General features: G+C 70.9%; 16 protein-coding genes and 1 pseudogene. 8 read left to right on the top strand and 9 right to left on the bottom strand.

Going from position 1 to position 20,682, the window contains the following annotated elements; all coding sequences use genetic code 11:
• Positions 1 to 4: 4 nt before the first annotated feature.
• Both ACWCQ1_RS36850 and ACWCQ1_RS36845 read right to left on the bottom strand, forming a co-directional pair.
• Positions 5 to 682 carry a response regulator gene (locus tag ACWCQ1_RS36850; protein ID WP_133044728.1) on the bottom strand — a complete coding sequence of 226 codons (678 nt, stop codon included), beginning with the start codon at positions 680 to 682 and terminating at the stop codon, positions 5 to 7.
• On the bottom strand, positions 679 to 2,313 hold the full coding sequence (locus tag ACWCQ1_RS36845) for a sensor histidine kinase (protein ID WP_133044729.1): 1,635 nt from the start codon (positions 2,311 to 2,313) through the stop codon (positions 679 to 681). The genes ACWCQ1_RS36850 and ACWCQ1_RS36845 overlap by 4 nt, the downstream gene beginning before the upstream one ends.
• Before the next feature lie 190 nt (positions 2,314 to 2,503).
• Between ACWCQ1_RS36845 and ACWCQ1_RS36840 the strand changes: the two genes are divergently transcribed.
• On the top strand, positions 2,504 to 3,919 hold the full coding sequence (locus ACWCQ1_RS36840; protein ID WP_133044765.1) for a cation:dicarboxylate symporter family transporter: 1,416 nt from the start codon (positions 2,504 to 2,506) through the stop codon (positions 3,917 to 3,919).
• Positions 3,920 to 4,090: 171 nt separating this feature from the next.
• Positions 4,091 to 4,855, top strand: coding sequence for a DUF2127 domain-containing protein (locus tag ACWCQ1_RS36835; RefSeq protein WP_133044730.1), 765 nt, complete (start codon positions 4,091 to 4,093; stop codon positions 4,853 to 4,855).
• Here ACWCQ1_RS36835 and ACWCQ1_RS36830 read toward each other — a convergent pair.
• Positions 4,852 to 5,304 carry a MarR family winged helix-turn-helix transcriptional regulator gene (locus ACWCQ1_RS36830; protein ID WP_133044731.1) on the bottom strand — a complete coding sequence of 151 codons (453 nt, stop codon included), beginning with the start codon at positions 5,302 to 5,304 and terminating at the stop codon, positions 4,852 to 4,854. The two genes, ACWCQ1_RS36835 and ACWCQ1_RS36830, sit on opposite strands and share 4 nt — an antisense overlap.
• A 91-nt stretch (positions 5,305 to 5,395) precedes the next feature.
• On the opposite strand from ACWCQ1_RS36830, the gene ACWCQ1_RS36825 reads away from it, so the two are divergent.
• From ACWCQ1_RS36825 to ACWCQ1_RS36810, 4 genes are all read left to right on the top strand, one after another.
• Positions 5,396 to 6,064: a maleylpyruvate isomerase family mycothiol-dependent enzyme gene (locus ACWCQ1_RS36825; RefSeq protein WP_133044732.1), complete on the top strand. Its 669-nt coding sequence runs from the start codon at positions 5,396 to 5,398 to the stop codon at positions 6,062 to 6,064.
• A gap of 191 nt (positions 6,065 to 6,255) precedes the next feature.
• Positions 6,256 to 7,836, top strand: coding sequence for an AAA family ATPase (locus ACWCQ1_RS36820; RefSeq protein WP_133044733.1), 1,581 nt, complete (start codon positions 6,256 to 6,258; stop codon positions 7,834 to 7,836).
• Positions 7,837 to 7,883: 47 nt separating this feature from the next.
• Entirely contained in the window at positions 7,884 to 8,270 is a 387-nt protein-coding gene (locus ACWCQ1_RS36815) for a MerR family transcriptional regulator (protein WP_133044734.1), read from the top strand.
• 2 nt (positions 8,271 to 8,272) lie between these two features.
• On the top strand, positions 8,273 to 8,587 hold the full coding sequence (locus ACWCQ1_RS36810; protein WP_356768869.1) for a thioredoxin family protein: 315 nt from the start codon (positions 8,273 to 8,275) through the stop codon (positions 8,585 to 8,587).
• 36 nt (positions 8,588 to 8,623) lie between these two features.
• On the opposite strand, the gene ACWCQ1_RS36805 is transcribed toward ACWCQ1_RS36810, so the two are convergent.
• Positions 8,624 to 9,457 carry a class II glutamine amidotransferase gene (locus ACWCQ1_RS36805; protein WP_133044736.1) on the bottom strand — a complete coding sequence of 278 codons (834 nt, stop codon included), beginning with the start codon at positions 9,455 to 9,457 and terminating at the stop codon, positions 8,624 to 8,626.
• A gap of 33 nt (positions 9,458 to 9,490) precedes the next feature.
• Complete coding sequence (locus ACWCQ1_RS36800) at positions 9,491 to 9,838, bottom strand: carboxymuconolactone decarboxylase family protein (RefSeq protein ID WP_133044737.1); 348 nt, start codon at positions 9,836 to 9,838, stop codon at positions 9,491 to 9,493.
• Positions 9,839 to 10,103: 265 nt separating this feature from the next.
• On the opposite strand from ACWCQ1_RS36800, the gene ACWCQ1_RS36795 reads away from it, so the two are divergent.
• Both ACWCQ1_RS36795 and ACWCQ1_RS36790 read left to right on the top strand, forming a co-directional pair.
• The gene (locus tag ACWCQ1_RS36795) at positions 10,104 to 12,353 is read left to right on the top strand and encodes a HelD family protein (RefSeq protein ID WP_358611012.1); all 2,250 of its coding nucleotides are present in this window, start codon (positions 10,104 to 10,106) and stop codon (positions 12,351 to 12,353) included.
• A 55-nt stretch (positions 12,354 to 12,408) separates the two neighbouring features.
• Positions 12,409 to 13,809 carry a cytochrome P450 family protein gene (locus ACWCQ1_RS36790; RefSeq protein WP_358611005.1) on the top strand — a complete coding sequence of 467 codons (1,401 nt, stop codon included), beginning with the start codon at positions 12,409 to 12,411 and terminating at the stop codon, positions 13,807 to 13,809.
• A gap of 45 nt (positions 13,810 to 13,854) precedes the next feature.
• On the opposite strand, the gene glgB is transcribed toward ACWCQ1_RS36790, so the two are convergent.
• The 4 genes and pseudogenes from glgB to ACWCQ1_RS36770 all read right to left on the bottom strand — a co-directional run.
• Positions 13,855 to 16,998, bottom strand: a complete 3,144-nt coding sequence (gene glgB / locus ACWCQ1_RS36785) for a 1,4-alpha-glucan branching enzyme (protein ID WP_451028334.1) — start codon at positions 16,996 to 16,998, stop codon at positions 13,855 to 13,857.
• Positions 16,999 to 17,058: 60 nt separating this feature from the next.
• Positions 17,059 to 18,450 (bottom strand): maltokinase N-terminal cap-like domain-containing protein, encoded by a 1,392-nt coding sequence (locus ACWCQ1_RS36780; RefSeq protein WP_451028333.1) that lies wholly within the window; start codon positions 18,448 to 18,450, stop codon positions 17,059 to 17,061.
• Positions 18,451 to 18,544: 94 nt separating this feature from the next.
• Positions 18,545 to 20,245 carry a maltose alpha-D-glucosyltransferase gene (treS, locus tag ACWCQ1_RS36775; RefSeq protein WP_133044741.1) on the bottom strand — a complete coding sequence of 567 codons (1,701 nt, stop codon included), beginning with the start codon at positions 20,243 to 20,245 and terminating at the stop codon, positions 18,545 to 18,547.
• Positions 20,242 to 20,682 (bottom strand): annotated as a pseudogene (locus ACWCQ1_RS36770) (alpha-1,4-glucan--maltose-1-phosphate maltosyltransferase); the annotation flags it as partial. The pseudogene ACWCQ1_RS36770 and the gene treS, both read right to left, overlap by 4 nt.

Here is a 20,682-nt window from a genome sequence, read left to right as displayed (position 1 = left end):
GCGGCTAACGCCCGGGAACCCACCGGTACTGCAGCTCCGGTCGCCCCACGGTTCCGTACTGCGGGCTGCGTGCCGCTCTGCCCGCGTCCACCAGGTGCTCCAGGTACCGCCGGGCCGTGATCCGGGATATCCCCACGGCCTCCGCCACCCCCGCCGCCGTCAGCCCCTCGGCGGCCTCCCGCAGTGCTCCCGTCACCCGTTCCAGGGTCGGCCCGCTCAACCCCTTGGGCAGCGCCGCCGGCGAGGGGGCGCGCAGGGTCGCCAGCGCCCGGTCCACCTCGTCCTGGCCGCTCGCCTCCCCGGCCGCCCCACGGAACTCCGCGTACCGCACCAGCCGGTCCCTGAGCGTCGCGAACGTGAACGGCTTCAGGACGTACTGCACGACCCCCAGCGACACCCCTTCGCGCACCACCGTCAGATCCCGCGCGGACGTCACCGCGATCACGTCCGCGTGATGTCCCGCCGCCCGCAACGACCGCGCGAACTGCAGCCCGTGGACGTCCGGCAGATGCAGGTCCAGCAGCAGCAGATCCACCGCCGTGCGGTCCAGCAGCCGCCGGGCCTCCGCGCCCGTGTGCGCCTTCCCGACCGCGACGAACCCCGGGACCCGGCCGACGTACATGACGTGCGCGTCCGCCGCGACCGGATCGTCCTCCACCACCAGCACCCGGATGTCGGTCATGCCTCGCCTCCCGGCACCGGGACGGGCGCCGTCGTCCTCAGCGGCAGCCGCACCACGAACTCCGCGCCCCCGCCGTCCGCCTCGGTCACCGTCAGTTCGCCGCCCTGCCGCTGCACGGCCTGCCGTACCAGCGCCAGGCCCAGCCCCCGGCCCCCCGGCCCGGACGGTTTCGTGGAGAAGCCGCGCTGGAAGACCAGGTCGGCGTGGGCGGGATCCACCCCGGCGCCCGTGTCCGCCACCCGCAGCACCAGCTCGGAGCCCTCCGCGTACGCCGTCACCGTCACCCGCGCCCGCACGCTGCCCTGCGCCGCGTCCACCGCGTTGTCGATCAGGTTGCCGAGGATGGTCACCAGGTCCCGGGCGGGCAGGGTCGGCGGCAGCAGACCGTCGTCCAGGCGGCTGTCCTCCGACACCACCAGCTCCACGCCCCGCTCGTTCGCCTGCGCCGTCTTGCCCAGGAGCAGCGCCGCCAGCACCGGCTCGCTCACCGCCGCCACCACCTGGTCGGTCAGCGCCTGCGCCAGCTCCAGTTCCGCCGTCGCGAAGTCCACCGCCTCCTCCGCGCGGCCCAGCTCGATCAGGGAGACCACCGTGTGGAGGCGGTTCGCGGCCTCGTGCGCCTGGGAGCGCAGGGCCTGGGTGAAGCCCCGCTCGGAGTTCAACTCGCCCATGAGGGACTGCAGTTCGGTGACGTCCCGGAGGGTGACCACGGTGCCGCGGCGCTCTCCGCCGGACACCGGCGAGGTGTTGACCACCAGCACCCGGTCCGCCGTCAGATGCACCTCGTCCACCCGCGGCTCCGACGCCAGCAGCGCCCCCGTCAACGGGCTCGGCAGACCCAGGTCCGCGACCGACGTCCCGATCACGCCCCGCTCGCCCGCCAGCCCCAGCAGCTCCCGTCCGCCGTCGTTGATCAGCGCCACCCGGTACTGCCCGTCCAGCATCAGCAGCCCCTCCCGCACCGCGTGCAGGGCGGCCTCGTGGTAGTCGTGCATCCGGCTGAGCTCGGCCGCGTTCATGCCGTGGGTGTGGCGGCGCAGCCGGGCGTTGACGACGTACGTGCCGATCGCGCCCAGGGCGAGGGCGCCGGCCGCGACGCCGAGGAGGGCCGAGACCTGGCCCCGTACCTGCTTGCTGATCGCCTGGACCTTGATACCGGCGCTGACCAGGCCGATGACCTTGTCGTCCGCGTCCTTGATCGGGGTGACCGCGCGGACCGACACACCGAGGGTGCCCTTGTACTTCTCGGTGAGGGAGCCGCCCTGCTGGGCCCGCGCGATATTGCCGACGAAGTGCTTGCCGATCAGATTCTTGTTGGGGTGCGTCCAGCGGATGCCCCGCGGATTCATGATCGTCACGAAGTCCACGTCGGCGTCGTGCATCACCTTCAGCGCGTACGGCTGGAGCTCGGTGCTCGGCTTGGGGGTGGCGATCGCCGCGTGCACGGAGGGCGCGTCGGCGATGGAGCGGGCCACCGCCATGGCCTGCCGGCCGGCCGCCCGCTCGGCCTGCCGCTCGTCGCTGACATACGTGAACAGCGCATATCCGGCCACGACGACCGCTATCAGCACGGCCTGCATGGCGAAGAGCTGCCCCGCCAGGCTGCGGGGTCTCGGCACGGGGATGCGCATGCCGTCAGTCTGCCTCCCACGTCAAGCGTGAACTAAATGAACGGAAGGGTGACCGCCCTCACAGGGGCACGGGATAGTCACCGCAATGCGGAAGCGAGCGGAAGCGGGACATTCGGTTCCAGCCATCGCGGCCGCCGGACGAAACCGCACCCCCGATCCCCATCCCCCGGACGTGAGCCGCACGCCGGTGATGCCGACGAAGACGTCAAGGAGGGCAGCCGTGGCCGCCGCCAGCACCCCCGATACGGCACCTGCCGCACCCCGCGTGAAGCGGGACCGTACCCACTACCTCTACCTCGCCGTGATCGCGGCGGTCGTGCTCGGTATCGGCGTGGGGCTGATCTGGCCCGACGCCGGCGTCGAGCTGAAGCCGCTCGGTACGGGCTTTGTGAACCTGATCAAGATGATGATCTCCCCGATCATCTTCTGCACGATCGTGCTCGGTATCGGATCGGTACGGAAGGCGGCGAAGGTCGGTGCCGTCGGCGGTATCGCGCTCGGCTACTTCCTGGTGATGTCGCTGGTCGCGCTGACCATCGGTCTCGTCGTCGGCAACATCCTGCACCCGGGCGACGGACTGCACCTCACCAACGCGATCAAGGCCTCCGGCCACGACCAGGTCTCCAGCGACGCGCTGCCGCCCGTGGACTTCGTGCTGTCGATCATCCCGACCACCTTCGTCTCGGCGTTCACCGAGGGCCAGGTCCTGCAGACCCTGCTCATCGCGCTGCTCACCGGCTTCGCGCTGCAGGCCATGGGCTCGGTCGGCCAGCCGATCCTGCGCGGTGTCGAGCACATCCAGCGGCTCGTCTTCCGCATCCTCGCCATGGTGATGTGGGCCGCCCCGATCGGTGCCTTCGGCGCCATCGCCGCGGTGGTCGGCTCCGCCGGTCTCGACGCGCTCAAGAGCCTCGCGGTCCTGATGCTCGGCTTCTACGTGACCTGCTTCCTGTTCGTCTTCGTCGTGCTCGGCGTGCTGCTGCGGACCGTCGCGGGGCTGAACATCCTCACGCTCTTCAAGTACCTGGCCCGCGAGTTCCTGCTGATCCTGTCCACCTCCTCCTCGGAGTCGGCGCTGCCGCGTCTCATCGCGAAGATGGAGCACCTGGGCGTCGGCAAGTCCGTCGTCGGCATCACCGTCCCGACCGGCTACTCCTTCAACCTCGACGGCACCATGATCTACATGACCATGGCGTCCCTCTACATCGCCGACGCCCTCGGCACGCCGATGTCCGTCGGCGAGCAGATCCCGCTGCTGCTCTTCCTGCTGCTGGCCTCCAAGGGCGCGGCGGGCGTCAGCGGCGCGGGACTCGCGACCCTGGCCGGTGGTCTGCAGTCGCACAAGCCCGCCCTGGTGGACGGCGTCGGCCTGATCGTCGGCATCGACCGCTTCATGAGCGAGGCCCGCGCCCTGACCAACTTCGCCGGCAACGCGGTCGCCACCGTGCTGGTCGGCACCTGGACCAAGGAGATCGACAAGGTCCGCGTCCGCCAGGTCCTCGCCGGAGAACTCCCCTTCGACGAGACCACCCTCCTCGACGAGGACGTGCAGCCGCACGCCGAGATCCCCGAGCAGGGCGGCGAGAAGGAACTCGCCAAGGCCTGAGGCCGGTCCGGGAAGGCCACCCGGTCCCCGGAGAACCGATGGGCGCCATGGCGAACTGACCTCCCCGGATCGTCGTCTCTTACTCCGATGCACTAACGTGCCGTGCCGTCGACCGGCGCGGCACGTTCGTACGCTCGGCATGCTCGACACGGCGGTATGGAGGCGCGGGGGATGAAGATCGACTGGGACCGGCGGACGTGTTCCCGCAAGGGGCACATCACGTACGCGCCGGACGACCCCCGGCTGCGGGTGCGACTGCACGCCGAGACCGCCCTCGGCGAGGTCTGGCGCTGTCTGCGCTGCGGCGACTTCGTGCTCGGCGAGCCGCACGGCTCGGGACCGGCCGCCGAGGCGCCCCTGGTGCCGCGCGGCAAGGTGCTGCGCGACCTGTTCATCCTGCGCTTCCTGGCGATCGAGCGGGCCGTGCGCGGGGTGTTCATCGTGCTGGTGGCGGTGGCCGTGTGGAAGTTCAGCAACAGCCAGGACTCGGTGCGCCGGCTCTTCGACGAGTACCTCGACGTCTTCCGGCCCGTCTTCCGGCACTTCCACTACGACCTCGACCACTCGCCGATCGTCGGCACCATCCAGAAGACCTTCGGCTACAAGCACTCCACGCTGCTGCTGGTGGCCGCGCTGCTGCTCGCCTACGCGCTGATCGAGCTCGTCGAGGCCGTCGGCCTCTGGTACGCCAAGCGCTGGGCGGAGTACCTGACGGTCGTCGCCACCGCCGCGTTCCTGCCGCTGGAGATCTACGAACTCACCGAGCACATCAGCTGGCTGAAGATCACCACGCTGGTCCTCAACATCCTCGCGGTGCTCTACATCGCTCTCGCCAAGCGCCTGTTCGGACTCCGGGGCGGCCGCAGGGCCTTCGAGGAGGAACGCCAGAGCGCGTCACTCCTGGAGGTCGAGGAGTCGGCCGGCGTGCCGGTCTAGGGCTGCCGCTCCGCCCAGGGGTCGGTGATCTCCCGCAGCAGGGTCAGCGCCTCGCGCAGCTGCTTCATACGGCGCTTGCCGAGGTGCCGCTCCCACTCCTCCTCGACCTCGGCCACGATCCCGTCGGCGATCTCCTTCGCCGCCCACGCCCGCTGTGCCAGGCACACGAGCCGGGCGCGTCTGTCGCTCGGGTCCGGCTCGCGGCGTACGTACCCGGCCTTCTCCAGCTGGTCGACCAGGAAACCCGCGGTCTGCTTGGTCACCTGGGCCTGCTCGGCCAGCTCCGTCAGCCGCGTGCCCTCCGGCCCGATCCGCTGCAGGACCCGCGCCTGGGCGGGCGTGAGGTCGTCATGCCCCGCTTCGGCGAGCACGGCGAAGATACGGTTCTCCAGGGCCCGATAGGGGAGGAACAGGAGCACTCCCGTATTGAGCTCGCTCTCCACCGCCATCGTGGACGTTCCTCCGCATACCTTGACATTGGTCAGAGTCTCTGACTACTTTGGTCAGTGAAGCTTACCACTTGAGTGGGCGGTGATCCTCATGGGTGCGCAGTTGCCGACGGACGAGCTCTGGCAGGTCGTCGACCGTGAGCGGGCGGGCCTCGCCGATCTGCTGGCCGGTCTGAGCGCGGAGGAGTGGGAGACGCCCACGCGCTGCGGGGACTGGCGAGTGCGGGACGTGGCCGCCCATCTGACCATCGGGGCGCGCTGTCCGGTGCGGGTCGTGCTGCGGGAAGCGGTTCGGGCCAGGGGGAACTTCGACCGGATGATCCATGACTCGGCGCTGCGCGAGGCGCGGCTGCCGGTGACCGAGATCGTCGCCCATCTGCGCTCCATCGTCGGCTCGCGGCGCATGGCCCCGCTGACCACGCCCCGTGAGTCGCTGCTGGACGTCCTCGTGCACGGTCAGGACATCGCCCTCGCGCTCGGCCGGACCCGCGAGATGCCGCCGGAGGCCGCTCGGGACGCCGCCGACCGGGTGTGGACCATGCGGATCCCGCCGCGTCCCTGGCCGCTTCCCAGGGCCCGGCTCGTCGCGACCGACATCGAGTGGACGCGTGGGGAGGGCGAGGAGATCCGCGGCCCGATCGCGGCGCTGCTCCTCCTGCTCACCGGGCGGCCCGAAGCGGCCCGCGTGTGGTTCGAGCGGGCCGGGGCGGAGGAGGCCGAGGAGCCACCGTGGACAACGGCGGCCGTTGCCGAGCGGTGAGACCGGGGCGAGTGACGAGACCGACGGGGGAGACACGGGGGAACGGAGCGGCGGGTCCGGGAGCGGGCCCGCCGCCCCGGGTACGCCCGGCGACCGTTTGGTGACGCTTGCCCTAAATGCTTTGCCTTCGGTGCCGGTTGGGACCAGGCTGGGGAGCCCTGGAGCGCACGTACCGACCATACGGAGGCGACATGGGGGAGTCCGAGGGGGTCGAGATCGTCAGCTCGGCCGCGTACGAGCGGCGCCACGGCGCGGGCCGCGAGCCGTCGTCGCTGTCGATGGAACAGATCTCCGAGATGTTCTACGAGTTCCTCTCCGCCGTGGCCCATCCTCGGCGCAAGGAGGACGACGATCGCCGCAACCTCACCAGGCGGCTGCGCGAGCACCTCGGCTCGGCGCCCACCGACCGGCCGGTGGTCAAGGCGGCGTACCCGCCCTACGACCTCCCCAACGTGCACCTCGCGCTGGAACGCTGGTTCGCCGCGGACGGCCGCTCCTACGAGCTCATCGGCATGCGCGGTGCCCAGCACCACGGCGAGCTCACCCTCGGCGACATCCTCGAATCCGCCGACCGCTACGACCGGTTCACCATCGGCGCGGTCGACTACGCGCACCTGCCGATCTCCCCGGACGAGGAACTGGCCTGCGTCTCCTGCGGTTTCTATCTCGGCAGCGACGGCGAGGAGCGGTTCGCGGTGCTGCTGCGCGGCCCCGCCGACGAGTACGGGCGCAACAAGGTCGAGATCGAGGTCCTAGCGCAGGAGAAGGAGTTCGCGGACCGGCTGCTCGCGGACCTCGACGCGATCGTGCGCGAGCACAACGTCTTCCGCGGCCAGGTGCTGTCCTTCGAGGGCTCCCAGTTCGGCCACGGCCTCGGCCCGTTCCGCTTCCACCGCAGGCCCGGCCTGACCCGCGAGGACATCGTGCTGCCGACCGGCCTGCTGGAGCGGGTGGAGCGCCAGGTGGTGGGCGTGGCCCGGCGCCGCGAGCAGCTGCGCGCGGTCGGCCAGCACCTGCGCCGGGGCCTGCTGCTCTACGGCCCGCCCGGCACCGGCAAGACCCACACCATCCGCTACCTCCTCTCCCATCTCCCGCAGTTCACGGCGGTCATCCTCTCCGGCACCAGCATCGAGGCCATCGGCCCGGCCTGCGCCCTCGCCCGGATGCTCCAGCCCGCGCTCGTCGTCCTGGAGGACTGCGACCTGATCGCCGAGGCCCGCGACTACGGCAACGGCGAACAGCCCCTGCTCTTCCAGGTGCTGAACGAGATGGACGGCCTCGGCGACGACGCCGACGTCGCCTTCCTGCTCACCACCAACCGCGCCGACCTCCTGGAACCGGCCCTCGTGCAGCGCCCCGGCCGCGTCGACCTCGCCGTCGAGATCCCGCTGCCCGACGCCGAGGGGCGCGCCGCCCTCCTCGCCCTGTACGGCACCCATCTCGACCTCGGCGAGGACATCGCCGCCGAGGTGGTGACCCGCACCGAGGGCACGACGGCCTCCTTCACCAAGGAACTGGTGCGCCGCTCGGTGCTGATCGCGGCGGAACGCGAGTCCGCCCGCACCGAACCGGCGGACGTCCGCGAGGCCCTCGACGAACTCCTCTCCGACCGCGACCGCCTCACCCGCCGGCTGCTGGGCGTGCGGACCGGCGACGAGGACGAGGACTGGCCGGTGGACGACGAGGAGATGGAGGTCCACTCGGGGCCGCCCTCCGGCGAGTGGCTGCTGGGCCCGCGCCCCGGCCGGGCGCCCGGTGTGCCGCCCCGCTGACCCCGGTGCTTGCCTTGACGTCGGCGTGAAGGCTTACGTTCGTAGGCATGCGAATCGGCGAGCTGGCCGCACGGGCCGGGACCACGACGAGGGCGCTCAGGTACTACGAGGCGCGCGGGCTGCTGCCCGCGCGTCGCGACGAGCTCGGACACCGGACCTACGACGAGAGCGATGTGAAGCTGCTCCGGCAGATCCGCACACTGCAGGACTTCGGGTTCGACCTGGAGGAGACACGGCCCTTCGTGGAGTGTCTGCGGGCCGGTCATCCGGAGGGTGACTCCTGCCCGGCCTCGCTCGCGGTCTACCGGCGCAAGCTCGCCGAACTCGACGCGCTGATCGGAGAGTTGCAGGCGGTGCGGGCGACCATCGCCGTGCGCCTGGCCTCGACCGACAGCGAACCACCGTTGTGCGAACTGGGAGGGCGGGAACTGTGAGCGTGACCGAGGTGACGGACGCGGACTTCGCGGCGCAGGTGATCGGCTCGGAGCTGCCGGTGCTGGTGGAGTTCACCGCCGACTGGTGCCCGCCGTGCCGGCAGATGGGCCCGGTGCTGAAGGCCCTCGCGGCCGAGGAGGGCGAGCGGCTGAAGGTGGTCCAGCTGGACGTGGACACCAACCCGGAGACGACGAACGCCTACAAGGTGCTGTCGATGCCGACCTTCATGGTGTTCCGGGCCGGTGAGCCGGTGAAGGCGATGGTGGGCGCCCGCCCCAAGCGGCGGCTGCTCGCGGAGCTGGAGGACGTGCTCTGACCCTCCGCACGGGGCCGTGCTCCGACTGTGCTCCGACTACCCGTACTGGGGCTGGAAGGTGCGCAGGACGTCCTGCCCCGGCTGGACGATGCCGTACGTGCTCTCCGGCACCTCGTTCCAGGCGCCGGGGAGATCGCCCAGCGGCTCCGACACGATCAGCCGGGTGTCGTCGGAGACGTCCTTCAGGAACGAGACGTCGGGGTGGAGGGCGCGCAGGTCGCTGACGCGGCTGCTGTAGAACAGCGACCGTGAGGCGCCGGCGCTGGAGTACCGGAAGGCCCAGACCCGCTCCCCGTCGGTCACGGCGACCGTCATCTGCAGGGGCTGAGCCACCCCGTGCGTGTGCCCCACGTGTTCGACCAGGCCCGCCATACGGGCCACGGCTCCCGGGGGATCGACGTCGAGTCCGTAGGTGAGGGCCAGGTGGAACATGAGTTCCGAGTCCGTGGTGCCCTCGATCGAGGGGAACAGGACGGGGTCGACGGCGAGGGTGAGATCGCGGCGCAGTACCGCGAAATCCGCGATCGCGCCGTTGTGCATCCACATCCAGTGACGGTGTCGGAAGGGGTGGCAGTTGGTCTGCTGCACGGCCGTCCCGGTGGAGGCCCGGATGTGGGCGAAGAACAGCGGCGAACTGACGTGGGAGGCGATCTCGTGGAGGTTGCGGTCGCTCCAGGCCGGGCCGGTGTCGTGGAAGACGGCCGGGGTGTGGGCGTGGTCGGTGTACCAGCCCACACCGAAGCCGTCGCCGTTGGTCGTCTCGACGCCCATCCGTGAATGGAGGCTCTGGTCGATCAGTGAGTGCGTCGGGCGGTAGAGGACCTCGTCGATCAGCACGGGTGTCCCCGAGTAGGCGAGCCAGCGGCACATGACGGTATCCCTGTCTCGGGCCTGCCGCGCCGGTCAGCCGGCGTCCGCGTCCGGCAGGTCCAGTCCGAAGGCCTCGCCGATGTTCCGGGCGGCGGACACGACACGGGCGCTGCCGACGACGGGGGCGATGGCCACGAGGGTGCCGCGGATCCGCTCCAGCGGAATGCCCAGTGAGTCCGCCGTGCCGATGTTGAGCAGGTAGGAGGCCGGCGCGGCGTCCATCGCCACCAGCGCCGCGATACGGGTCAGCAGATACGTCTCCGGGTCGAGTTCCGACCGCTCGAAGGTGTTGAGGGTCATCTGCACGAGCGTTTCGAAGACGGGAGCGTCGGCCTCGGCGAGTGCGGTCACTCCGCCCGCGCCGGTGGTGTCCTGGGTCATCTCGAGGTCCGTTCTCGCAGGGGTGCGGAGGTTGTGGTCACCACCAGCGAACTCCGGCCCGTGCGAGCGCCGCCTCACCCGTCGCGGGTGGTTCCGGCGGCGCCCCGACCCGGCGGGAACAAAGAGAAATCCCCCGAGCAATTGCGCTCGGGGGATTTCTCTGCGTATATTCAATGGTTCGCGACTTCAGGGGAATTGAGTCGCTAAAGAAGTTCAGTGAGCACAGTATATCTGGCCGGGAGTGGAATTGTCAAACAGCGATGAAATTCGCGGTGAGCAGGAATTCATCGACAGGCTTTACGCCCGTGTGGACGCCCTGCGCGGGGACACCGAGGCCGGTGTCACGGACGCGCTCGCCCAGGGCAACACACCCATGCAGGCCCGGCTGGAGCGGGACATCCTGGTCGCCGAGCGCTCCGGGCTGCTGGCCGCCCTGAACGCGGTGGACGGCTCGCTCTGCTTCGGCCGGATCGACCTGACCTCGGGCGCCAACCACCACATCGGCCGCATCGGGCTGCGCACCGACGACGCCGAGCGCACCCCGATCCTCGTCGACTGGCGGGCCGATGTCGCCCGCCCCTTCTACCTGGCCACCGGCCACACCCCGATGGGCCTGCGCAGGCGCCGGCACATCACCACCGGCGGCCGTACCGTCACCGCCCTGCACGACGAGATCCTCGACCTCGGCGACCGGGAGCGCACCGGCCACGAGGACCCGACCGGCGACGCCGTGCTGCTCGCCGCCCTCGACGCGGCCCGTACCGGCCGTATGCACGACATCGTGCAGACCATCCAGGCCGAGCAGGACGAGATCATCCGGGCGCCCCACCGCGGTGTGCTGGTCGTCGAGGGCGGCCCGGGGACCGGCAAGACGGCCGTCGCACTGCACCGGGCGGCCTTTCTCCTCTACGAGCACCGCGAACTGCTCGCCAAGCGGGCCGTGCTCATCGTCGGCCCCAACCCCGCCTTCCTCGGCTACATCGGCGAGGTGCTGCCGGCCCTCGGCGAGACGGGCGTACTGCTCGCCACCGTCGGGGAGTTGTTCCCCGGGGTGCGGGCGACGGCCACGGACACCCGGGAGGCGGCGGCCGTGAAGGGCCGCGCCGACATGGCGGACGTGCTCGCCGACGTCGTACGCGACTGGCAGGCGCTGCCCGACCCGGTGATCGCGATCGAGCACGACCGGGAGGTGCTGATGCTCGACGACGGCCTGGTGAAGGTCGCCCGCGAGAAGACCCGGGCCGCCCGGCTGCCGCACAACGTGGCCCGGGAGCACTTCGAGGGACACATCCTGAACACGCTCACCGAGCTGTACGCCGAGCGCGTCGGCACCGACCCCTACGACGGCGGCAGTCTGCTGGACGCCTCCGACGTCACCCAGATCCGTGACGAGATCGCCGAGAACCCCGAAGTGTGGGCCGCCATCGACCAGTTGTGGCCGCGACTGACCCCGCAGCGGCTGGTCGCGGACTTCCTCGCCGACCCCGTCGGCTACGTCAGTGACGAGGACGCGGCCGCCATCCGCCGCCCGGTGACCCGGGCGTGGACCGTGGCGGACGTCCCGCTGCTCGACGAGGCGGCCGAACTGCTCGGCGTGGACGAGCGGTTCGCACGGGCGCGGGCCGAGCGCGAGCGGGAGACCCAGATCGCCTACGCGCAGGGCGTGCTGGACGTGTCCTTCGCCTCCCGGACCTACGAGTTCGAGGACAAGGAGGACAGCGACCCGGACGGCTCCGAGGTGCTGTCCGCGCACGACATCATCGACGCCGAGCGGTTCGCCGAGCGGCAGGAGGAGGACGACCACCGCAGCGCCGCCGAGCGCGCGGCCGCCGACCGGACCTGGGCCTTCGGGCACATCATCGTGGACGAGGCGCAGGAGTTGTCGCCGATGGCCTGGCGGCTGCTCATGCGGCGCAGCCCGACCCGCTCGATGACCCTGGTCGGCGACCCGGCGCAGACCGCGGAGGCGGCGGGCGTCGGCTCCTGGGAGAAGATCCTCGAGCCCTACGTCGAGGACCGCTGGGAGCACACCCGCCTGGGCGTCAACTACCGCACCCCCGCCGAGATCATGGACCTGGCGGCGGCCGTCGTACGCGCCGAGAACCCGGACTTCGAGCCGCCGAGCTCGATCCGTTCGACGGGGGTACGGCCCTGGGTGCGCGCCACCGACGACCTGCCCGGCGCGGTCGCCGAGGCGGTGAAGGAGCTGACCCCCGCGGAGGGCCGGCTCGCGGTCATCGCCCCGCGCCATCTGCACCGCAGGCTCGCGGCCCGGCTGGACGGGGTGACGGCCGGCGCGGAACCGGACCTGACCCGGACCGTCGTCCTGCTCGACCCGCGTCAGTCGAAGGGGCTGGAGTTCGACTCCGTGCTGGTGGTCGAGCCGGGCCTGTACGGCACCAGCGACCTGTATGTGGCGCTGACCCGGGCCACGCAGCGGCTGGGCGTGCTGCACACCGGACGGCTGCCGAAGGGGCTGGTCGACACCGGCGCCTTGGGGATCACCAAGCCGTAACAGTTCCCGCCATGGTCACTGCTCGTGCACGGTCGGTGCGGTATGCGTGGTGGTCATGGAAGCCCATCCGTACACCGGCGCGCCGGCCGACCGTCCCCGGCTCGAGTCGCTGCCCGTCCAGCCGCTGCTCACGGCGGAGTTCGACGCCGATCCCGGGGCGGTGTACGACAGGCTGCGGCGCACCTACGGTCCGGTGGCTCCGGTCGGGCTGATGGGCGTGCCCGTGTGGCTGGTTCTCGACTACCGCGAGGTGCTGGAGGTCCTGAAGAACGAGAACCAGTGGCGACGGGACGTCCGGTACTGGCGGGCCCGGGCCGAGGGGCGCCTGCCCCACGACTGGCCGCTGCTCGCAGGGTACGAGGTGCGGCAGACCATGTTCATGGACGACGAGGAGCACCGGGCGGCGCGCGGGACGCTGCACTCGGCGCTGCGGCCCTTCCAGGAGCCGCGCACTCCGCAGGGATGGGAGCTCAGGGCGACCGTCGCGCGGTACGCGGACGAACTCGTCGGCGTGCTCGCCGCCGAGTCGGGGACGGCCGGGTTCGCGGACCTGGGCGCCCAGTACACCCGGCCGCTGCTGCTCATGGTGACCACCAAGCTGTTCGGCTGCCCCGTCGAACTCGGCGACGAACTGGTCATGGAAATGTGGCGGATGCTGGACGGAGGACCGGACGCCGGTCCCGCGACGGGACGGGCGCTGGCGGCGATGACCCGGCTGGCCGCGCACCGGCGGGCCCGGCCCGGGGACGACCTCACGTCCTACATGCTGCTGGCCGACCCGGGCATGAGCGACGAGCAGCTGGGCCGGGAGCTGTTCATGAACGCCGTGTACCTGAACGACATCACCGGCAACATGGTGCTCAACACCCTGCTTGAGGTGCTGCGCGGCAACGCCGGGGTGCGGCGCAGCCTGTCGGCCGGGCAGTTCGGGGAGACGGTCAACCGGGCGGCGCTGGTCAGTCCGCCGGTCGCCAACATGTGCTTCCGGTTCGCGGCGCGGGACGCGCTGCTGGGCGACTTCTGTGTGCGGGCCGGTGACGTGGTCTCGCCGTCGGCCGCCGCGGCGCACCAGGACCTGCTGGCGATCGGCTCCTCCCCGATGGTGGGGTCGACGGTCAGTACCCGGGCCCATCTGGGCTGGGGCGCCGGTCCGCACGGCTGCCCGAGCGCGGCGCGCGAACTGGGCGGAATGATCGTGGCCACGGCGGTGGGTCGCGTCTTCGACCACTTCACCAAGGCCGAACTGACCCTGCCGCCGGACCAGTTGCCCTGGCGGACGGGGCCGGTGGTGCGGGGTCTGAGACTGCTTCCGGTGCGGTACGAGCTGAGCGGCCGGGTGCGTCCTTCCGTCCCTGGGGCGCGGGAGGAGCCCGTCGCGGTCGACACGGGCCGGGGTGACAGCCATGTGCGGGGGATGCTGTCGGCGCTGCGGAGGCTGATGTCCGGGAACCGCTGAGCGGGGCCCGGGGCCTGTGTGCCCCGGACCCCTGCTGCGGAGCGGTCACGCCGGGCGCAGCCAGAGCGTCGCCAGCGGGGGCAGGGTCAGCCGGATGCTGGCCGGGCGGCCGTGCCAGGGGTGGGGCTCCGGTTTGATGTCGTCCGGGTTGGTGACGTCGGTGCCGCCGTAGCGCGCCGCGTCCGTGTTCACCGCCTCGTGCCAGGCGGGGACGTCGTCCGGGACGCCCAGCCGGTAGTCGTGGCGGACCACCGGGGAGAAGTTGGAGACGGCCAGGAGCGGGGTGCCGTCGGTGGCGTACCGCAGGAACGCGAAGACGTTGTCCTCGGCCGCGTCGCCCACGATCCACTCGAAGCCCGCCGGCTGGATGTCCTGCTGCCACAGTGCCGGGCTGTGCCGGTACACGGTGTTGAGATCGCGGACCAGGTCACGCACGCCCCGGTGGTCGGCCTCGGCGCCGTACCCCGGGTCGAGCAGCCACCAGTCCGGGCCGTGCGCCTCCGACCACTCCGCGCCCTGCGCGAACTCCTGCCCCATGAAGAGCAGTTGCTTGCCGGGGTGCGACCACATGAAGGCCAGATAGGCGCGCAGGTTGGCCCGCTGCTGCCACCAGTCGCCCGGCATCTTCGAGACCAACGAGCGCTTGCCGTGGACGACTTCGTCGTGCGAGATGGGCAGGACGTAGTTCTCGCTGTACGCGTACACCATCGAGAACGTCATCTCGTTGTGGTGGTACTTGCGGTGGATCGGCTCGTGGCTCATGTAGTCCAGCGAGTCGTGCATCCAGCCCATGTTCCACTTCAGGCCGAAGCCGAGCCCGCCGAAGCCGCCCGGGCCGCGGTGGTGGGTGGCGCGGGTGACGCCGTCCCAGGCCGTGGACTCCTCCGCGATCGTCACCACGCCCGGCACCCGCCGGTACACCGTCGCGTTCATCTCCTGCAGGAAGGCGACGGCGTCCAGGTTCTCCCGGCCGCCGTGCTCGTTCGGCACCCACTGGCCCGGCTCGCGCGAGTAGTCCAGGTAGAGCATGGAGGCGACGGCGTCCACCCGCAGGCCGTCGATGTGGAACTCCTCGCACCAGTAAACGGCGTTCGCCACCAGGAAGTTGCGCACCTCGCGGCGGCCGAAGTCGAACTCCAGGGTGCCCCAGTCGGGGTGCGCCGACCGCAGCGGGTCCTCGTGCTCGTACAGCGGGCGGCCGTCGAACTCGGCGAGCGCCCAGTCGTCGCGCGGGAAGTGCGCCGGCACCCAGTCCATCAGGACGCCGATGCCGGCCTGGTGGAGGGCGTCGACCAGATACCGGAAGTCGTCCGGGGTGCCGAGGCGGGCCGTCGGTGCGTAGAAGCCGGTGACCTGGTAGCCCCAGGAGCCGCCGAAGGGATGCTCGGCGACCGGCATCAGCTCGACATGCGTGAAGCCGAGGTCCTTCACGTACGCGGGGAGCTGCTCGGCGAGTTGACGGTACGTCAGTCCGGGGCGCCAGGAGGGCAGATGGACCTCGTACACGGAGAACGGCGCCTCGTGCGCGGGCAGGTCCGCGCGGCGGGCCAGCCACTCCTCGTCGCCCCACTCGTGGTGCGAGGCGGTGATGATCGACGAGGTCTCCGGCGGGGCCTGGGTGCGGCGGGCCAGGGGGTCGGCGCGCAGGGTCTTGGAGCCGTCGGGGCGGGTGATCTGGAACTTGTACAGCTCGCCCTCGCCGATGCCGGGCACGAACAGCTCCCACACGCCGGAGGAGCCGAGCGAGCGCATCGGGTACCCGGTGCCGTCCCAGAAGTTGAAGGTGCCGGCCACGTGGACGCCGCGGGCGTTGGGGGCCCACACGGAGAAACGGGTGCCTGCCACGCCCTGGTGGGTCATCGGGTGGGCGCCGAGCACCTTCCACAGCTCCTCGTGCCGGCCCTCACCGATCAGGTGCAGGTCCAGCTCGCCGAGCGTGGGCAGGAAGCGGTACGCGTCCTCGACGTCCTGCACGGACCCCTCGTAGGTCACGAGCAGCCGATACCCCGGCGGTACCTCCGACAGCGGCAGCAGCCCGGAGAAGAACCCGTCCCCGTCGTCGTCCAACTCCGCCCGCAACTCCCCGGCGACGACGGTCACGCCCAACGCGTACGGCCGGAAAACCCGGAACGCCACGCCCCCGTCGACGCGGTGGGCCCCCAGCACGGTATGCGGATCATGATGAGTACCGGCCGACAACCGCTCCCGATCCTCCCGGCCGAGAGCGACGGGCTGCGCCGAGCCGGAGTCACCGCTCGAGGAGCCGAGCGCGTCGCCGGCACCGGCGGCGGCGAGAGGCTCCGGCGCCGCAGGGGTCGTCGTGGCGGGTTGCCGCGCCGCGGCAGTCGACGGCACGGTCTCGGGCGACGTCGGCTCCGTCGGCGCGGCGGCAGCCGCCTGCGCCGCCGCAGCGACCTTGCCGGCCGCCGTCTTCGAGGTCGCCGTCCTGGCAGGGGCCCTCTTCGCGGTGCTCGCCTTCTTGGCCACGGCCTTCTTGGCGGCCGTAGCGGAAGAAGCGGCCTTCGCCGGAGCCTTCTTGGCGGCCGCCTTGGCCACCGTGCCCGCGGCGGTCGCCTTCTTCACGGCCGCCTTCTTGAGCGCCGTGCCCTCACCGGCGACCTTCTTGGCGGCCGTCTTCTTCAGCGCCGCGTTGTCCCCGGCCACCTTCTTCGCGGCTGTCTTCCTGGCCGCCGTGCCTTCCGCAGCCACCTTCTTGGCCGCCGTCTTCTTCACCGCCGCCGTACCCTCACCAGCGGTCTTCTTCGCGGTGGCCGTCTTCTTCGCCGCCGGGCCCTGGGCAGCGACCTTCTTGGCGGCCGCCTTCTTGAGGGCGGTTCCCTCGCCGGGGACCTTCTTGGCGGCCGTCTTCTTCAGCGCCGTGCCCTCCGCAGGCACCTTCTTCGCCGTCGTCTTCTTGGCCGCGGGCTCGGCGGCCGTCGTCTTCTTCGCGGCTGCCTTCTTCGCCGTCGCCTTCTTGGCGGTCACCTTCTCCGCCGGGGCCGCGCCCGCCGGGGCCTTCGGGGGCGTCTTCCTCGCCGGGGTCTTCTCCGCCGCCGGCGAGGAAGACCCCGGCGTGACCTTGTCCGCGGCCTTCTTCACCGCCTTCTTCACACTCTTCGCGGCTTTGACGGCCTTGTCCTCGGCCGTCTTCTTGGGATCCGGACCGCTGGACGTGGGGCGGGGGGTCACGGGCGGCGCCTCCTCGGCGAAGGGTCGGGGGTGGAGTGGGTCAGTACAGGACGGTACAAGTCAGTACAGGTCAGAGGTGGCGTAACGCTCTATCGCCGTCATCGGCACCGACAGCCAGTCGGGCCGGTGCCGGGCCTCGTAGACGACCTCGTAGATCGCCTTGTCGGTCTCACAGGCCCGCAGCAGCACCGGGTCGGTGCGCGGATCCGCGCCGCTGACCTCGGCATATCCGGAACAGTACGCCGCCCGGCAGGTCTCGGCCCAGTCCTCCGCGGCCGACGGCCCCGCGGAGTGCGCGGCGTAGTCGAAGGAGCGCAGCATGCCCGCGACGTCCCGCACCGGCGGCTGCGGCATCCGCCGCTCGGCCAGCGGCCTGGCCGGCTCGCCCTCGAAGTCGATCAGCCACCACTGACCGCCCGGCGAGCGCAGACACTGCCCGAGATGCAGATCCCCGTGGACGCGCTGTGCGGTCCAGACACGGCCCTCGGCCGCCAGGTCGGCCAGCGCCGTGAACGCCGAGTTCAGGGCCGGCACGTACGGCCGCAGCACCGGCACCGCCTGTGCCGCCGCCTCCAGCCGCTCGATCATGCCGCCGGCCAGCAGTTCCATCTGGGTGTGGCCGAGCGTGACCGTCGGCAGCGCACGGGCCAGCGCCGTGTGCACCTCGGCCGTCGCACGGCCCAGCGCCCGCGCCTCGGCGCCGAAGTCCTCGCCCTTGGCGAGTTCCCGCAGGGCCAGCTCCCAGCCGTCGGACGCGCCCTGCAGGAAGGGCTGCAGCACGCCCAGGACGTACGGCTCCCCGCCCAGCTCCGCCCGCAGCCACGCCGTCGGCGGGGGCACCCGGGGGCAGCCCTCACGGGCCAGCGCCAGCGGCAGCTCCAGGTCGGGGTTGACGCCGGGCACCACCCGGCGCAGCAGCTTCAGGATGAACGTATCGCCGTAGACGACCGACGAGTTCGACTGCTCGGCGGTCATCAGCCGCGGGACGAGCCCGGCCCGGATCTCCCGGCCCGGCTCCCGCTCGAAACGCAGCCCGCCGATGCGGGCCTGGGAGCGCAGGGCCTCCAGGAGCACCTCGGCGGGCCGGGAATCGTACAGGGCCTCGTACACCGTGCGTCCGGCGAGCGGGCCCTCCTCCACATGTCCGATCAGCGCGGGCGCAAGCCGGGGCGGCAGCGCCTCGCGCACGCCTATGAGCAGCTGGTAGCAGTCGCCGGGGTGGGTCTCCGCGCCCAGCGCGGACGGCTGGTGGGCACGCACCAGCAGGTGGTAGAGGCCCAGCTTGCCGTCGACGGGGAGCAGCTCGGTGGCGGCGACCAGTGAGAACCCGGTGACCGGACGTCCCTTGCCGGCGAACCAGCGCTGCCGGGGCAGCCACTCGCGCAGCAGGGGGTCCAGTGACGCAAGGAGGCCGGGGCTGGTCGTGGCGGTACGGGTGACGGCTTCCGACATGGCGTCGCGTCCTTTCCCCGGGTGGGCGGGGTGTTACGTATGCGTGCCCCGGGTGGGGCGGGAGAAACCGCCCCACGCCGGGTTCGCGGGGCTGCTAGGCGCCTTCCCCGCGGAGCCGGAACCAGTAGAACCCGTGCCCCGCGAGGGTCAGCAAGTACGGCAGTTCCCCGATGGCGGGGAAACGCACCCCGCCGAACAGCTCCACCGGATGCCGCCCGTTGAACTCGCGCAGGTCGAGCTCGGTGGGCTGCGCGAACCGGGAGAAGTTGTGCACGCACAGCACGAGATCGTCCTCGTACTCGCGCAGGAACGCGATGACCGCCGGGTTGGACGACTGCAGCTCCGTGTAGGACCCGAGTCCGAAGGCCGGGTTCTGCTTACGGATCTCGATCATGCGGCGGGTCCAGTGCAGCAGCGAGGAGGGCGACGACATCGACGCCTCGACGTTGGTGACCTGGTAGCCGTAGACCGGGTCCATGATGGTCGGCAGGTAGAGGCGCCCGGGGTCACAGGACGAAAAACCCGCGTTACGGTCAGGTGTCCACTGCATCGGCGTGCGGACCGCGTCCCGGTCGCCGAGCCAGATGTTGTCGCCCATGCCGATCTCGTCGCCGTAGTAGAGGATCGGCGAGCCCGGCAGGGACAGCAGCAGGGCGGTGAACAGCTCGATCTGGTTGCGGTCGTTGTCGAGGAGCGGGGCGAGCCGGCGCCGGATGCCGATGTTGGCGCGCATCCGTGGGTCCTTGGCGTACTCGGCCCACATGTAGTCGCGTTCCTCGTCGGTGACCATCTCCAGGGTCAGCTCGTCGTGGTTGCGCAGGAAGATGCCCCACTGGCAGTTCTTCGGGATCGCCGGGGTCTTGGCGAGGATCTCCGAGACCGGGTAACGGGATTCCCGTCGTACGGCCATGAAGATGCGCGGCATGACCGGGAAGTGGAAGGCCATGTGGCACTCGTCGCCGCCGGACTCGAAGTCGCCGAAGTAGTCGACGACGTCCTCGGGCCACTGGTTGGCCTCGGCCAGCACCACCGTGTCCGGGTAGGAGGCGTCGATCTCCTTCCGCACCCGCTTGAGGAACTCATGGGTTGCCGGAAGGTTTTCGCAGTTGGTGCCCTCCTCCTGGTACAGGTACGGCACCGCGTCCAGCCGGAAGCCGTCGATGCCGAGGTCCAGCCAGAACCGCAGGGCGGAGATCATCTCCTCCTGGACGGCCGGGTTCTCGTAGTTGAGGTCCGGCTGGTGGGAGAAGAACCGGTGCCAGAAGTACTGCTTGCGGACCGGGTCGAAGGTCCAGTTGGAGGCCTCGGTGTCGACGAAGATGATCCGGGCGTCCGGGAACTGCTTGTCGTCGTCGGCCCACACGTAGTAGTCGCCGTAGGGGCCGTCGGGGTCGTTCCTCGACTCCTGGAACCACGGGTGCTGGTCGCTGGTGTGGTTCATGACGAAGTCGATGATCACCCGCATACCGCGCTGGTGGGCGGCGTCGACGAACTCCACGAAGTCGGCGAGGTCGCCGAACTCCGGCAGTACGGCGGTGTAGTCCGAGACGTCGTAACCGCCGTCGCGGAGGGGTGACTTGAAGAAGGGCGGCAGCCACAGGCAGTCGATGCCCAGCCACTGCAGGTAGTCGAGTTTGGCGGTCAGGCCCTTGAGGTCGCCGACGCCGTCGCCGTTGCTGTCCTGGAAGGAACGGACGAGGACCTCGTAGAACACCGCGCGCTTGAACCAATCCGGGTCGCGGTCCTTGGTGGGGGTGTCCTCGAAGGTGTCCGGAACGGGCTCGTTGACGATCATGTTGTGGGTGACCCTCCGATCTGCGGGGTGGACGGTCGCAGGAGCGTGAACACGTGCGCGGGACGGGTGCCCGGTTCCAGGCGCACGTAATTGGCCCTGCCCCAGTGATAGGTCTCGCCGGTGAGCTCGTCGCGCACCGGCACCGACTCGTGCCAGTCCAGGCCGAGTTGCGGCATGTCCAACGAGACCGTGGCCTCCTGGGTGTGGTGAGGGTCGAGGTTGGCGACCACCAGAACCGTGTTCGAACCGCTCCGTTTCGAGTATGCGATCACCGGGTCCTGGTCCGCATGGTGGAAGTGCAGATCGCGCAGCTGCCTGAGGGCGGGGTTCGCGCGGCGGATCGCGTTGAGCCGGGTGATGAGGGGGGTGATGGTGCGGCCCTCGCGTTCGGCCGTCTCCCAGTCGCGGGGGCGCAGCTGGTACTTCTCGGAGTCGAG

It is taken from the genome of Streptomyces sp. NPDC002144, from assembly GCF_053593695.1.
The sequence above is the reverse complement of the archived record's forward strand: the minus strand, read 5'-3'. Positions and strand labels throughout refer to the sequence as shown.

What these genes read in the sequence shown, in the direction of transcription:
- treS (WP_133044741.1), bottom strand. Translation starts at nt 20,245, where the DNA reads ATGATCGTCAACGAGCCCGTTCCGGACACCTTCGAGGACACCCCCACC.
- ACWCQ1_RS36800 (WP_133044737.1), bottom strand. Translation starts at nt 9,838, where the DNA reads ATGACCCAGGACACCACCGGCGCGGGCGGAGTGACCGCACTCGCCGAG.
- ACWCQ1_RS36805 (WP_133044736.1), bottom strand. Translation starts at nt 9,457, where the DNA reads ATGTGCCGCTGGCTCGCCTACTCGGGGACACCCGTGCTGATCGACGAG.
- ACWCQ1_RS36830 (WP_133044731.1), bottom strand. Translation starts at nt 5,304, where the DNA reads ATGGCGGTGGAGAGCGAGCTCAATACGGGAGTGCTCCTGTTCCTCCCC.
- ACWCQ1_RS36850 (WP_133044728.1), bottom strand. Translation starts at nt 682, where the DNA reads ATGACCGACATCCGGGTGCTGGTGGTGGAGGACGATCCGGTCGCGGCG.
- ACWCQ1_RS36820 (WP_133044733.1), top strand. Translation starts at nt 6,256, where the DNA reads ATGGGGGAGTCCGAGGGGGTCGAGATCGTCAGCTCGGCCGCGTACGAG.
- ACWCQ1_RS36790 (WP_358611005.1), top strand. Translation starts at nt 12,409, where the DNA reads ATGGAAGCCCATCCGTACACCGGCGCGCCGGCCGACCGTCCCCGGCTC.
- ACWCQ1_RS36835 (WP_133044730.1), top strand. Translation starts at nt 4,091, where the DNA reads ATGAAGATCGACTGGGACCGGCGGACGTGTTCCCGCAAGGGGCACATC.
- ACWCQ1_RS36815 (WP_133044734.1), top strand. Translation starts at nt 7,884, where the DNA reads ATGCGAATCGGCGAGCTGGCCGCACGGGCCGGGACCACGACGAGGGCG.
- ACWCQ1_RS36845 (WP_133044729.1), bottom strand. Translation starts at nt 2,313, where the DNA reads ATGCGCATCCCCGTGCCGAGACCCCGCAGCCTGGCGGGGCAGCTCTTC.
- ACWCQ1_RS36825 (WP_133044732.1), top strand. Translation starts at nt 5,396, where the DNA reads ATGGGTGCGCAGTTGCCGACGGACGAGCTCTGGCAGGTCGTCGACCGT.
- ACWCQ1_RS36840 (WP_133044765.1), top strand. Translation starts at nt 2,504, where the DNA reads ATGCCGACGAAGACGTCAAGGAGGGCAGCCGTGGCCGCCGCCAGCACC.
- ACWCQ1_RS36780 (WP_451028333.1), bottom strand. Translation starts at nt 18,450, where the DNA reads ATGTCGGAAGCCGTCACCCGTACCGCCACGACCAGCCCCGGCCTCCTT.